16 protein-coding genes are annotated in these 13615 nt (G+C 55.4%); 11 read left to right on the forward strand and 5 right to left on the reverse strand.

Features of this window, described 5'->3' with window-relative positions; translation table 11 throughout:
- Positions 1-126 precede the first annotated feature (126 nt).
- From FHS19_RS01665 to FHS19_RS01685, 5 genes are all read left to right on the forward strand, one after another.
- A complete protein-coding gene (locus FHS19_RS01665; protein WP_183577714.1) occupies positions 127-561 on the forward strand; it encodes a YciI family protein in 435 nt (144 codons plus the stop codon).
- Positions 558-1823: an RNA polymerase sigma factor gene (locus FHS19_RS01670; protein ID WP_183577717.1), complete on the forward strand. Its 1266-nt coding sequence runs from the start codon at positions 558-560 to the stop codon at positions 1821-1823. Before FHS19_RS01665 ends, FHS19_RS01670 begins: the two co-directional genes overlap by 4 nt.
- Before the next feature lie 116 nt (positions 1824-1939).
- The gene (locus tag FHS19_RS01675) at positions 1940-2386 is read left to right on the forward strand and encodes a YciI family protein (RefSeq protein ID WP_183577720.1); all 447 of its coding nucleotides are present in this window, start codon (positions 1940-1942) and stop codon (positions 2384-2386) included.
- A 38-nt stretch (positions 2387-2424) separates the two neighbouring features.
- On the forward strand, positions 2425-2766 hold the full coding sequence (locus tag FHS19_RS01680; RefSeq protein ID WP_183577723.1) for a DUF1801 domain-containing protein: 342 nt from the start codon (positions 2425-2427) through the stop codon (positions 2764-2766).
- Between the two features lie 165 nt (positions 2767-2931).
- Positions 2932-4560 carry an LTA synthase family protein gene (locus FHS19_RS01685; protein WP_183577726.1) on the forward strand — a complete coding sequence of 543 codons (1629 nt, stop codon included), beginning with the start codon at positions 2932-2934 and terminating at the stop codon, positions 4558-4560.
- A 115-nt stretch (positions 4561-4675) separates the two neighbouring features.
- Here FHS19_RS01685 and FHS19_RS01690 read toward each other — a convergent pair whose 3' ends face one another.
- The 3 genes from FHS19_RS01690 to FHS19_RS01700 form a co-directional block, all read right to left on the reverse strand.
- Positions 4676-5230: a DUF2231 domain-containing protein gene (locus FHS19_RS01690; RefSeq protein WP_183577729.1), complete on the reverse strand. Its 555-nt coding sequence runs from the start codon at positions 5228-5230 to the stop codon at positions 4676-4678.
- Between the two features lie 103 nt (positions 5231-5333).
- The gene (locus FHS19_RS01695) at positions 5334-6170 is read right to left on the reverse strand and encodes a M56 family metallopeptidase (protein ID WP_183577732.1); all 837 of its coding nucleotides are present in this window, start codon (positions 6168-6170) and stop codon (positions 5334-5336) included.
- Positions 6171-6173: 3 nt separating this feature from the next.
- Entirely contained in the window at positions 6174-6590 is a 417-nt protein-coding gene (locus FHS19_RS01700; protein ID WP_183577735.1) for a BlaI/MecI/CopY family transcriptional regulator, read from the reverse strand.
- Between the two features lie 219 nt (positions 6591-6809).
- Between FHS19_RS01700 and FHS19_RS01705 the strand changes: the two genes are divergently transcribed.
- Both FHS19_RS01705 and FHS19_RS01710 read left to right on the forward strand, forming a co-directional pair.
- On the forward strand, positions 6810-7448 hold the full coding sequence (locus FHS19_RS01705; protein ID WP_183577738.1) for a deoxynucleoside kinase: 639 nt from the start codon (positions 6810-6812) through the stop codon (positions 7446-7448).
- Complete coding sequence (locus FHS19_RS01710; RefSeq protein ID WP_183577741.1) at positions 7435-8088, forward strand: deoxynucleoside kinase; 654 nt, start codon at positions 7435-7437, stop codon at positions 8086-8088. Before FHS19_RS01705 ends, FHS19_RS01710 begins: the two co-directional genes overlap by 14 nt.
- Before the next feature lie 55 nt (positions 8089-8143).
- On the opposite strand, the gene FHS19_RS01715 is transcribed toward FHS19_RS01710, so the two are convergent.
- Together FHS19_RS01715 and FHS19_RS01720 are read right to left on the reverse strand one after the other, a co-directional pair.
- On the reverse strand, positions 8144-8557 hold the full coding sequence (locus tag FHS19_RS01715) for a nuclear transport factor 2-like protein (RefSeq protein ID WP_183577744.1): 414 nt from the start codon (positions 8555-8557) through the stop codon (positions 8144-8146).
- Between the two features lie 270 nt (positions 8558-8827).
- Entirely contained in the window at positions 8828-9352 is a 525-nt protein-coding gene (locus FHS19_RS01720; protein WP_183577747.1) for an RDD family protein, read from the reverse strand.
- 310 nt (positions 9353-9662) lie between these two features.
- Between FHS19_RS01720 and FHS19_RS01725 the strand changes: the two genes are divergently transcribed.
- Genes FHS19_RS01725 through FHS19_RS01740 form a run of 4 tightly spaced genes read left to right on the forward strand, consistent with a single transcriptional unit; the run spans position 9663 to position 13612 of the window.
- Positions 9663-10763, forward strand: a complete 1101-nt coding sequence (locus tag FHS19_RS01725) for an amidohydrolase/deacetylase family metallohydrolase (protein WP_183577750.1) — start codon at positions 9663-9665, stop codon at positions 10761-10763.
- Positions 10741-11844 carry a DgaE family pyridoxal phosphate-dependent ammonia lyase gene (locus FHS19_RS01730; RefSeq protein ID WP_183577753.1) on the forward strand — a complete coding sequence of 368 codons (1104 nt, stop codon included), beginning with the start codon at positions 10741-10743 and terminating at the stop codon, positions 11842-11844. Before FHS19_RS01725 ends, FHS19_RS01730 begins: the two co-directional genes overlap by 23 nt.
- Before the next feature lie 3 nt (positions 11845-11847).
- On the forward strand, positions 11848-12603 hold the full coding sequence (gene dagF / locus FHS19_RS01735; protein ID WP_183577756.1) for a 2-dehydro-3-deoxy-phosphogluconate aldolase: 756 nt from the start codon (positions 11848-11850) through the stop codon (positions 12601-12603).
- Positions 12596-13612, forward strand: coding sequence for a sugar kinase (locus FHS19_RS01740; protein WP_183577759.1), 1017 nt, complete (start codon positions 12596-12598; stop codon positions 13610-13612). Before dagF ends, FHS19_RS01740 begins: the two co-directional genes overlap by 8 nt.
- Positions 13613-13615: the final 3 nt, after the last annotated feature.

Consider the following 13615-nt stretch of genomic DNA (forward strand, 5'->3'; position numbering starts at 1 on the left):
TATAAAAAAATGCAGCGCTGATGTCGATTTCAGTCTCTCCCGTTCGTCGAAATGATAGAAGCTGAATCAGGGAAGCTGTGAAGAGCACGGCGGAGGCTTCAACCCAATCCAAGGAGGAATAAAAATATGAGATTTATGATGATCGTCAAAGCGACTACCGATTCTGAAGCGGGAGTTCTGCCAAGTCCGGAGTTACTTGAAGCCATGCAGCGTTATAACGAAGAACTGGCCAGAGCCGGTGTCATGCTCGGGGCCGATGGCCTGCATCCTAGCTCCAGTGCGATCCGTATCTCCTATCCGGAACCCGGAGGCAAGCCGAAAGTGGTTGACGGGCCGTTCACCGAAGCCAAGGAGATGATCGCGGGTTACACCCTGATCGAAGTCAAATCGAGGGAGGAAGCGATCGAGTGGGCGCTGCGGATGCCGGATCCGCACGGATACGGCCAGGGTCAAATTGAGCTGAGACAGGTGTTTGAAATGGAGGACCTGACGGATAACCCTGAAGCCATCGCCAAGGACAACGCGCTCCGGCAGCAGCTGGAGGAGCAACAAAAAGCGTGACTTCATCCCAAACGCACCGGACCATTGACGCCATTTGGCGGATTGAATCCCCGAAGCTGATCGCCGGCCTGACGCGAATGGTCCGGGATGTGGGCCTGGCCGAGGATTTGGCCCAGGACGCCCTGGTGATCGCCCTCCAGCGGTGGCCGGAAAGCGGCATTCCCGACAATCCCGGCGCCTGGCTGATGACGGCGGCCAAACGGAAGGCCATCGATCTGCTGCGCAGAAACAAGCTTCGGGATGAGAAATACGCGGAGATGGCGCAGACAACAGAATTGTATACTGAAGATGACCTGGAGCGGAATATGGACGGGGAGATCGGCGACGATCTCCTCCGTCTGATCTTTATGACCTGCCATCCGGTGCTGTCTCGGGAGGCCAGGGTCGCGCTGACGCTTCGCCTGTTATGCGGCCTGACCACGGATGAAATCGCCCGTTCCTTTCTGACGGCAGAATCCACCATCGCCCAGCGGATCGTCCGCGCCAAACGAACCTTAAGCAGCCGCAAGGTTCCTTTTGAGGTTCCGGCAGGAGAGGAGCTGCAGGAGCGCTTGAGCGCCGTACTTGAGGTCATCTACCTCATGTTTAATGAAGGATATTCGGCGACGAACGGAGACCATTGGCTCCGTCCGCTGCTCTGCCAGGAAGCGCTGCGGCTTGGACGCGTTCTGGCCGAGATTGCCCCGGAGGAGCCGGAGGTTCACGGGTTGGTGGCTTTGATGGAAATCCAGTCCTCCCGTTTCAAGACCCGGGTCAGCGCTTCCGGCGAGCCGGTGCTGCTGATGGACCAGAATCGGGCGCAGTGGGACAGGCTGCTCATCCGCCGCGGGCTGGCGGCGCTGGAGCGGTGCCGGAAGCTGGGCCGCCCGCTCGGTCCTTACGCACTTCAGGCGGCGATATCCGCCTGTCATGCGCAGGCGCCCGCTGCAGCGGACACGGATTGGGCCCGCATCGCTGCCCTCTACGAGGCGCTGTCCAGGGTGGCGCCTTCCCCGATCGTCGAGCTGAACCGGGCGGTGGCCATTTCGATGGCTTTCGGTCCGGCATTCGGACTGCAGCTCGTCGATGAACTGATGCACGAGCCTGCCTTGAAAGAGTATCACCTGCTGCCAAGCGTCCGCGGCGACCTTTTGGCCAAGCTCGGAAGAATGGACGAAGCCCGCTCCGAATTCGAACGGGCGGCCGCCATGACCCGCAACAGTCGCGAGCAGGAGCTGCTCTTGAAGCGTGCCGCGGCGTGCCGCGGAACACAAAATGAATAATTTTTGATGCTGCTTGTCGATTAAGGACGTTCCCATTCGTCGTCATAGCAGGTGGAAGAAAAGAAGGGCTGAAAATCGTGGCCTTCGGTCTTCCTCCAACAAGGAGGGAAACGTTCATGAGATTTATGTTGATCGTCAGGGCCAACGGGTTTTCCGAAGCCGGTATTTCGCACACGCGCCGTTTTGAGGAAGGGATGGCCCAATATCGCAAGACGTTGGCGCAGGCAGGGAAGCTTCTCGCTGCCGAGGAGCTTCAGCCCAGTTCAAGCGGGGTCCGGATCCGGCTTACGGGACGGGATGGAAATCCGGAGGTCTGCCCCGGTCCATTCCCGCTGGATCATCGGCTCATCGCGGGATACGTAGTCATCGAGGCGGCAGCGGCGGCCGAGGCGGTGGAATGGGCTATGAAGATGCCGGTCCCTGCAGGCGGTCAAGACATCGAAGTAGACGTCCGCGAGCTCAGGGAATGGGCACAGGAAGAGCGAAATCCAAGGGTTTTGGCCCTGGAAGCCGACCTGCAGGAGCAGGTCCGGATGTTGAATCAGATGCACAAATTTATTTAGGCTAACCATCCAAAGATGACAAAGGAGCGAAATCACAAATGAATCAGGAAGTCGTTGATTATATTGAGGCGTTAAGAGAACCGTGGCAGCATGAGCTGTCCACCCGTCTGCGTGAAGTGGTCCATCAGGCCTTGCCGGACGTGAGCGAGCGCATTCAGTACAAGAAACCCCATTTTTTGAAAAACGGGAAATACGCTGCCGTCATCTCAACCTCGAAGGATGCGGTCAGCTTTACGATCTTTAATGCGGAAGGGCTGGACCTTCCGGAAGGCATGTTTGACGGACCGGCGGAAAGGAAAACGATGAAGCTGCGCAAAGGGGACTCATTTGATGCCGGCCAGCTGTCGGCTTGGCTCAGCCAGGCTGCCGAAACGCTGTAATGATTGTCCTAGTCCCGGGGCGGTATAGAAGTCCAAACCCTTGAATGCCAAGGGTTTTTTTGATTTTTTTCGCAGATCCGGGATTCAATCGGGCAGGATGGGACACCCTATAACAGGTCCAGGATTGACCGCCATATTTTGCTTCTTGGAGTGGTTAAAGAGCTGATGAACCGATTCAAGTCTCGTTATGCCCGTTATATTGCCGCCGCCCTGTCGACTGCATTGATCGCAGGCGCGGTCCTGCTCTACCGGAACCTTCCGGGTAAGCTGCAACCTCAAACCAAGCCGCATTCGATGACACAAAAAGAAGTTAAGCCCCAGCGCGAGAAAACGATTCCCGAAATGCTCGAGGAGCTCGACCGGACCTATCCGTTTGGGGAGCCTTCCGAGGGCAGCGCCAGGTCCTATTGGGGGGCCGGGAAGGGCAAAAATCTCATTATTGTTCAGCTGGAATCCTTTCAAAATTTTGTGCTGAATGCGTCAGTTCAGGGGCAGCGGGTAGCGCCGGTATTAAAACAGCTGTCCAAAGAAAGCTTGTATTTTCCATACATATTCCAGCAAATCGGGGTAGGCAATACGTCCGACGCCGAGTTTGCGGCCAGCACGTCGATCTACCCTATCGGATTTTCTGCCATGTCTACAACGTATGCAGACCGAAAGCTGCCGAGCCTCGCCAAGCTGATGGGCAGGGAAAATTACGTGACGGCTACGTTCCATGTCAATGACGTGACCTTCTGGAACCGGGATCAAATGTATCCGGCGCTGGGGTTTCACGCATATTATGACAAGCCCTACTTCAACAAGGTCAAATTCAGCCGGTTTGGGGCGTCGGATGAGGAATTGTTCCGGGTCGGTATCCGTAAAATGAAAACAATCCGAAAGCTGGACAAGCGGTTCTACGCCCAATTCGTCACCGTGACGAGCCATTCTCCCTATAAAATCAAAGAAGCCGACAAGCGTCTTCATCTCCCCGACGACTTCGCCGATCAGCGCCTGGGCGACTACTTGACGGCCGTTAACTATACTGACTACGCAGTGGGGACCTTTATCGACAAGCTAAAAAAGTCGGGGCTCTGGGATACCAGCGTAGTCGTGATCTATGGGGACCATTTCGGCCTTCATAAAAGGTATCATCGCCCCGCCACCGTCAGCAAAGCGCTCGGTATTCCGTACCATAAACACATCAGTACCTACAACGTACCGCTGATCATCCATCTGCCCGGCCAGCGCGAAGGCAAGAGAATCGAGCGGACCGGAGGGCAGGTCGATATTCTGCCCACTGTGGCCAATGTGATGGGCATTGATTTGAAACAGGAGAAATTTACCGCATTCGGCCATGATTTGGCCAACGTCGATCACAATATTGTCGGATCGAGGTATTATATGCCGGCCGGCTCCTTTTTTAATGACGACATCGTGTTTGTCGCTGGAAAAAACGGTTTTGAGGACGGAAAAGCATACGATCTCCGAACGCTGCTGCCGGTGCAGAACGTCGAGCGGTATCGCCCGGACTTTGAATTTATTCAAAAGCGGATGGGGCTGTCGGACCGGTACGTGAAGCGTCTGCCCGCCAGGCCCGGTGTCAAGCTGGAATCCCAGTCAAAGCAGGTTCCCGCGGGGGCCAAACCGCCGCCTAAAGCGGAAACCGGGCCGGGAGCAAAACCGGGTGAAAAGCAGGCGGGCAATGACGGGCCAGCCGGCCCCCGTGCCAAGCCGAGTCCAAACGGAAAAACGGGGAAGGACGGAAGCAAAGAGCGCGTCAAGCAGCCTGCAGCAGATCATCCGGCACGGTGAGCGGAATCTTCAACTGCATGGATCGTCATACCCAAAAACAGCGGTCTCAACCGGATGCTCCGGTGACCGCTGTTTTGCCGTTAAAGGGGAGTGAAGCCGGGCGGAAAAAGGGAACTTACCCCGCCGAATCCGATCCGGATGCGCCGGAGCTTCCGGCTGCCGGCGGCTGGCCGCCTTGGTCCCCGGGCACACCCGGCCCGCCCGGCATCCCGGCAGGCGTTCCTTGGCCCTGGCCGCTGCGCATCTGTCCCTGAGGGAACTGCCCGGGCTCGAACGGACGGTGCACCATCTCTCCTCCGAGGTGAGCGGTATACATTACCAGGACGACGGCCGCGAGGGTCACCACGATGTACAGCGGGTTCCTGCCGATGTCCCGTTTTTTCCAGAGCCAAATTGTTCCGCGGACGATGCACAGCGCGATCGCCAAATACATCGTATAGACGCCGTACATTGCATGAGTTTCTACGTTCGGATTACGCATCATTTTCGGTCCGGTCAATACCGCACCGACTGTGCTGACTGTACCGATGATAAGGCAGATCAGGGCTGCGGAATGCCATTCCCGCTTTTTCCAGATCAGTGCGGCCAGATCAAACAGCAAGCTGAACAGCAGGAGCACGATCGGAAAATGCGTAATGATAAAATGTTTGTTATCCCATAAGTCATTCATACCCATTCCTCCTCTGGATAGATTTACACTACATAATGTAGTTTTGATATTCCGAAAAAACGCCACTGCCTGATATGAAACGGCAAGGCGTTGTTTTACGGCATCATCCTATGCCAAATACGACAAAGACGAATGCGAACAGTGAAACGATGCAGGGGATGAGCGGCGGACGCAGCGGCGGTTTAAAGTGCGGATCCACCAGCAGTTTCAGGCGCAGATTGATCGCGTTGTCGGCAAACGACGCGCTGCTTGGTACCAGCGCCGCGGATGTCCCGCGCTTCAGCATGACGAGCAGGGCGCTGCCGAGATCAGCGACGCTCCCGGTAGCGTGAACAGCCTGCCGGTCGGCCATCAGTTCAATCAGCATTTTGTATTTGCCGATCAGCCAGCGGTAGATCGGTATGTACCAGAACGTGGTGCCGACCAGCATCAGCAGAAAAATTTTAAGCGGATGCTTTTCGCTCAAATGGTACTTCTCGTGAGCCATGACGGCCGCAAGCTCGCTTTCGCTCAGCTCGCAGATGAGGCCCGTCGATATGACGATGCGGGGCCGCAGGAGTCCCACCGTCATGGCTACCTGATCCGGGTGATCGATCACCGTTAAAGCTTGAGGACCAAGACCGTGCTCTTCACCGATCGCCTGCGATAAGTCGGGGTCCAGGCAGCGGTGCAGAAGCTTCCTCCAGCGGATCGAAGCGATGCCTTCCCGGAGCCAGACGGCAAGCGATAGCAGGAGCGAGGTAAGCAGCAAAAACAGCATGACATTGATCCGGACCGGGAACCCGATGAAGCGCAATAATTCAATGCAGACATTAAAGAGGTTCGCCGGCATCCGGACATGGAAAATAAATTGAACCACAAACAGCGTCATCTGTGCATAGACCAATCCGGCTGTCAGCATAACAAAGGCGAGCATCCCTTTCGATCGCTTTTCCCACATGGCTTACCGATCCTTTTTCCATTGTTTGATTTGCTTCTCAAGCTGGTCGAGCAGGTCGGGGTCCACCTGTTCCATCGCATCGATCATATGGGCGACGGCCCGGGAACCGAATTCCTTGACCAGATCGTAGGACAGCTCTTTCGATTGTTCCTCCAGAAACTGCTCCTTCGTCAGAACGGGACTGTACACGTAGGATTTGCCCTGAAGCTTCTTCTGCAGAACGCCCTTGTCAACAAGCCGGTTCATGACCGTCATGATCGTGTTGAAGCTCATGGGCTTGTCTTCGCTGATCTTGGCGTTCACTTCCTTGATGGTCACCGCCTCCAGGCGGCTCCAGATCACGTCCATGATCTTGGCTTCAAGCGGTCCGAAGAATCGCTCCAATCCCTGTCCTTGATAATTGAACTTGTTCATCTTCATACAGCGCACTCCCTTTACACTACAAATTATAGTGTTATGTCGGTATGCCCGTCAACCGGGACCGGAGGACTGCCTCTCCAGGCCTTCAGCGGCCTGCATAAACCTGCGCAGCTATAGGATATGATTTCAAGAAAAGTTCTTCTAGCAAACGGACGATGCTGTGATACAATAGGGAAGTCGTTTTTTTTGCCATACCGTAGGGAGGGAGTCACACCATTTATGAAACAGGTGCCGTTTATCGCCGTTGAAGGGCCCATTGGAGCGGGGAAAACCACGCTGGCTGCGATGCTGGCGAACACATTGGGCTTTCCGGTGGTGAAGGAAATTGTGGAGGAAAATCCGTTCATCGAGTCATTTTACGAGAATATGGATGACTGGAGCTTTCAGCTCGAGATGTTTTTTCTGTGCAGCCGGTACAAGCAGCTCACGAACACCGTGAACGGTTATATCGGCAAAGGACAGCCGGTTATCTCCGATTATCATATGTATAAAAATTTAATTTTCAGCGAAAGAACGCTGCACGACGTCGAGCGGGAGAAGTACCGGCAAATCTATCAGGTGCTGACCGGCGATCTGCCGAAGCCGAACGTCATTATCTATATCCGGGCGAGCCTGGATACGCTGCTGCAAAGGATCGCCCGGCGGGGCCGCCCTTTTGAAGAAGGCATGGATCCGGCCTATCTCCGGCAGCTGATCGAAGACTATGATGCCGCGATGGACAAGCTCGGTGCCGGCTCGGACGAAGCTTCGACGGTGCTGCTGACGATTAATGGGGACGAAGTTGATTTCGTCAAAAATGAGGAACAATTTGAAACGATAGCCTCGCAAATAAAGGAGCTTGTGTATGAATCCATATAATATCCCGGAACATGCGGTTATTACAGTGGCGGGCACAGTGGGCGCCGGCAAATCGACGCTGACGGCGGCGCTGGCCGGTTCACTTGGCTTTAAAACCTCGCTGGAGCAGGTGGACGACAATCCGTACCTGGAGAAGTTCTATCATGATTTTGAGCGCTGGAGCTTCCATCTCCAAATCTATTTCCTGGCCGAGCGGTTTAAAGAGCAGAAGCGTATGTTCGAACTGGGCGGGGGCTTTGTCCAGGACCGTTCCATCTATGAGGACACCGGGATTTTCGCCAAAATGCATGCGGATAAGGGCACGATGTCGGAAACGGACTTCCGTACATATACCAGTCTCTTCGAGGCGATGGTGATGACGCCTTATTTTCCGCATCCGGACGTTCTGATCTATATCGAAGGGAGCCTGCCGTCCATTCTGTCCCGAATCCGGGAGCGCGGCCGCGATATGGAGATCCAGACCGACGTATCTTACTGGGAAGAAATGCATGAACGGTATTCCGCGTGGATTAACGGATTTCATGCCTGCCCGGTGCTGCGCTTGAACATTGAAGATTATGACGTGCACGATGCCCGGTCCATGTCCGACATTTTGACGCAAGTGGGCCGTACCATTGCGAGCACGCCGGCAAAACGATAGCCATTAAGGAAGACGGATCATGCCAAATGGCGTGGTCCGTTTTTTCTCGTGTGTGTTATTTAGAAATGTCTATGATAAAAGAAGTAATTTCCTTGATTTTTGTTTTGTTTAAACTGCTATTGAAACGATAAATATTACAAAAAGCGCAGCTAGCATTGTTTTCGAAGTTTAGGATCCCATTTAAAGAGCCGGAGTATCCGTGCGTGATGATGTTGTTAATCACTAACTCCGTCGGCGTTTTATGATTCCATTTTTCAATCATTCCAAAAATTTGATCCTTACCCTGTAATACATGGCTGCCGATAACATTCCATTGGATCTCTTCTGTAATGTTCTCCATGAAAAAGCCAATATCGTTGCAAACAAGGGCAACATGAAACGCTCTGAGAAATTGTTTTTTTGGCGCGTTTCCACAATCTTCTGCACAAATGATTTTCACTTGTTCATATCGAATATTGTCCTGTGACATGCGCACTATCCCCTCATTCAAGAGTTACCATTTTCGGCCATAATGTTATACAGCTTTAGAAGCTATGCTCTCAAATATCACTATCAACATAGCCATGCTGAAAAAATGTATGTCGGAGTTTAGAGTTTGTCTCTTTTTACAGTAAATTGGCAAATGTGATGGACCTATTTTTCTTATTCGACATCGTGTTTTGATGTTCCTTGTTAACGAAGAAACGAAACCACGCCAGATCGTTATGCAAATATTCAGTATGGTGAGGAGACGTTGTCGTCATTTGACCCTCGAGGAGCGGGGGGAGTAACGGACGGAAGTGCCGGCGGGAATATCATGAAGCGCTCGTAATCCACGGTTAAGCAGCAGGAACAAGATGTACAGCAGGATCATCCCGTTCGGGATCAGAATCCATGCGGGAGACGGCGGCTCCGGGACGTCCCACCAGGGGTCGGGTACCAAGATGATCAGATGGGTCAGCTCCCATGGCAGCAGTTTGAGCCAGGTCCGGCCGGCGGCCTGGATGAAGGAAATGCGCCCTCCGTCCTTGCGGGTCGCCGAGAGCCGCAGCAGCTTTTTGCCTAACGTTGCCCCGAAAAAATACTCCGACACGATAAAATACATCCACACGGGGAAAGACATGGTGGCGAGCACCCAGTATTCGATCTGATAGCCCTTGTCCAGCCGGTCAAACGGGAATCCTCCGGTCAGATGATAGGCCGCCAGCTGGAGGCCGACAAGCACAAACGCAAGCATGATAAAATCCAGCCCGTAGGCGGTAAGCCTTACCAAGGTCAGCTTCATGGCCGTTTCCCCTTTCCATATCTTACGGAGTATATTACGGCGGTTCCATCGGAAACGCTTCGTTTTAAGGCCGGCTTCCTTGTATCGCAATAAAAAATACCTACTCATGGGGGCTTGCTTCTTAGAATGCACGACGATCATCGTTGTCTGATCCTATTATCTATGACGGCGGGCTGCGAATCTACAACTTTCCTTTTGATTTTTTTGGATAAGGCCGCTCGCCTTAAACATTATAATGTTATATTTACTTGGCGTTGGTTCCGTGCTACATTAAACATTATAACGTTATAATAAAAAGACAGGTGATGACATGGAGCATACTACCGTACTCCGCCAAGTAAAGCTTGTGAGCGGAGAAGAGATCGACATCGTCATATCCAAGGGCGTCATCGCCGGCATAACGGCTGCCGGTGAGGGGAATGGCGAAGCCGTTTGGGACGGGCGGGGCACTTACGTGTCGAGCGGCTGGATCGATATGCATGTGCACGCCTTTCCCGAATTTGACCCTTACGGTGATGACATTGACGAAATCGGCATTAAGCAGGGAGTCACGACGATCGTCGACGCAGGAAGCTGCGGGGCCGACCGGATTGCCGATCTGGCTGCAAGCGGGCGTTCAGCCAAGACGAATCTGCTCGCCTTCCTGAACATTTCGCGGATCGGCTTGAAACGGGTGGATGAGCTGTCCCGGCTGGAATGGATCGACCGCGGCAAAGCGATCGAGGCGGTGGAGGCATATCCGGACCTGATTGTCGGGCTGAAGGCGCGAATCAGCCGGAGCGTCGTCAAGGAGAGCGGGCTGGAACCGCTGCGCCTTGCCCGGAGCTTGTCGGCTGATACCGGTCTGCCGCTGATGGTGCACATCGGCTCGGCGCCGCCGGATATCCGCGACGTGATTCCCCTTCTGGAGAAGGGCGACATCATCACCCACTATTTAAACGGCAAGAGCAACAATCTGTTTAACCCTGACGGCCGCCCGCTGAAAGTGCTCACCGACGCCGTACGGCGCGGTGTTCATCTGGACGTGGGGCACGGAACTGCGAGCTTCTCCTTCCAGGTGGCTGAAGAGGCGAAACGGCACGGTATTCATCCGGATACGATCAGCACGGATATTTACCGGGGCAACCGGCTGAACGGTCCCGTGTACAGTTTGGCCAATGTACTTTCCAAGTTCCTCAGCCTGGGGTATTCTCTAGAGGAAACCATCAGCAGGGTCACGGTCCGTGCGGCGCAGTGGCTTGGCAGACCCGAGCTCGGCCGGATCCAGGTCGGTGACGAGGCGAATTTGAGCCTCTTTACGGTGAGCGGCGAACCCGTTCAGCTTGTGGATTCCGGGGGCGTGCATAGAACGGCTGAGCAAGTCATTACTACCAAAGGAGTGATCATTCATGGAGAATTCATTGTTTTCTAAGTACGGATTGAAGCGGGTCATCAATGCCAGCGGACGGATGAGCATCCTTGGCGTGTCCGCGCCGACGGACACGGTCATGGAAGCGATGAAGCAGGGCGGACAGAGCTATGTGGAAATCGCTGACCTGGTGGATAAGGCGGGCGATTATATTGCCGGAGTTCTCGGCTCGGAGGCGGCGGTCATCGTCAACTCGGCGTCCAGCGGCATCGCCTTGTCGGTGGCCGGCATGGTTACACAGGGAAACCGCCGCCGGAGCGAGCAGCTGCATAAGGAGCCGATCGCCAAAAACGAAATTATCATTCTTAAAGGTCATAACGTGCAGTACGGCGCTCCGGTGGAAACGATGGTCTATCTCGGCGGCGGCAAGCTGGTCGAGGTCGGATATGCCAATGAGGGACGCAGGGAGCATATCGAGGACGCGGTGACGGACAACACGGCCGCCATCTTATACGTTAAATCGCATCATGCCGTACAAAAAAACATGATCTCCGTTGAAGAAGCCTGGGAAGCTGCCAAGCGGGCCGGCGTACCGATGATCGTGGACGCTGCGGCGGAAGAAGATTTTCAGAAGTACGTGAAGTGCTCAGACCTGGCCATTTACAGCGGCTCCAAGGCGATCGAAGGGCCGACCTCCGGCATTGTGGCCGGTAAACGGGAATATATCGAGTGGGTGAAGGTCCAGCTGCACGGTATTGGACGAAGCATGAAGGTGGGGAAGGAAACGTCGTTCGGCCTGCTGCAGGCACTGGACGAATATATGTTTAAAGCGGATCGGAGCGAGGAGGAGAAGGCTTCACTGCAGGCGCTGATGCCGCTGAACGACATTCCCGGGGTCCGGGTGACGATCGTGCAGGATGAGGCCGGCCGGGCCATTTACCGGGCGCGGGTGCAGATCGATCCGCAGCAGGCGGGAACGACCGCCAAGGATGTGAACGACGGCTTGAGGCAGGGCGGCATTGCGATTTATACCCGGGATTACGGCGTAAGACAGGGGTATTTTGATATCGATCCAAGGCCGTTGATGGGCGATGACATGACGGTGATTGAATCGCGGATCCGTGAATTGACAGGAGGAAATTAAAAGATGTCCCATATGGAAAAGAGATGGTATAAGGGCCGCGTCGCCCTGAACGTACTGGCGAAGGATATCGCGAACGCCAAGGATATTTTTGAAGCGGCCGAAGGCCATGTGCTTGTCGGCGTGCTGTCGAAGAACTACGCCAGCGTGGAAGAAGCTGTGGCGGCGATGAAGCAGTACGGCGAGGCTATAGACGAGGCGGTGTCGATCGGGCTTGGGGCCGGGGACAACCGCCAGGCCGCGGTGGTGGCGGAGATCGCCAAGCATTACCCCGGCAGCCACATCAATCAGGTTTTCCCGGCTGTTGGCGCGACCCGGGCGAACCTGGGGGCGAAGGACAGCTGGATCAACAGCCTTGTATCGCCATGCGGCCGCCCGGGCTATGTCAATATTTCGACCGGCCCGTTCAGCGCGGCGCAGTCCGAGCCCGCCATCGTGCCCGTAGCGGCAGCGATCGCGCTGGTGCGCGACATGGGCGGGAATGCGCTCAAGTATTTCCCGATGCAGGGGCTATCCCGCGAGGATGAGTATCGTGAAGTCGTGAAGGCATGCGCCGCGGAAGGCTTTGCCCTGGAACCGACCGGCGGCATCGACATGGACAATTTCGAAGCGATCCTGCGCATCGCACTGGAAGGCGGCGTGCCGCAGGTCATTCCACATGTGTATTCTTCCATTATCGACAAGGATACGGGCAATACCAACATCATGCATGTGCGGACGCTGACCGGAATTATGAAGAAGCTGGCGGACGATTATGCCTAAGCGCATCGCGGCTTTCGGGGAAGTGATGATGCGCCTGACGGTTCCCGGAGTTGAACTGCTGTCCCAGTCCGGGACGCTGCATTACACGTTCTCCGGCACCGGAGTCAACGTGGCTTCCGCGCTGTCCCGCATGGGCCATGAAGGCATGCTCGTGACCCGCCTGCCGGACAATCCGCTGGGCGATGCGGCGGCGGCTTATCTCCGCAAGCTCGGCATCGACCTGTCCTGTGCCGGCCGGGGCGGCAAGTACCTCGGGATGTACTTTCTCGAGAACGGCTTTGGCGTCCGCCCGAGCCGGGTCACCTATACGAACCGGCTGGAGAGCAGCTTCAACACCGCTCCGGAGGGAACGTATGATTTCGCCGGTATTGCGGGTAAGGTGGACGCCGTCCACTTCTGCGGGATCGCCCTGGCCATGAACGACGGGGTGCGCGCCCATATGAAGGCTCTCGCCCGGGCGGTGAAGCAGCAGGGCGGCACGGTCATATTTGACTGCAACTACCGTCCATCCCTGTGGGGGGAAGACGGATATGACCGGGCAAGGCCGCATTATGAGGAGATGCTCCGCCTGGCGGACGTCGTCCTGATGAACGAGCGGGACGCCATGCTGACGCTTGGCCTCCGCACGGAGAAGCAAACGCGTCGGGAGCAGCTGGAAGAGCTGATTCCGCTTGCCGCCCGGACGTTCGGCATCCGCACGGTCGCCGGGACCCACCGCTCTGTGAACGGCGACAATACGCATTCGCTGCAAGGATTTGTGCTGAGCGGCGGACAATTTGCGTATTCGGACCTGCTGACTTTCGCCGTCTATGATAGAATAGGGGCTGGAGATGCTTTTGCCAGCGGAATCATCCATGGCGAGCTGGAAGGTCTGCCGCCGGAGACGACGGTACGTTATGCTGCGGCCGCCGGTATGCTGGCCCATACGGTGGCGGGTGATACGCCGATGTCCACCGCGCAGGACATTCTGAGGGCGATGACAGCATCCGCAGGTGACGTAGAAAGGTAGTGG

It is taken from the genome of Paenibacillus rhizosphaerae (assembly GCF_014192015.1).
GTDB lineage: Bacteria > Bacillota > Bacilli > Paenibacillales > Paenibacillaceae > Paenibacillus_AQ > Paenibacillus_AQ rhizosphaerae.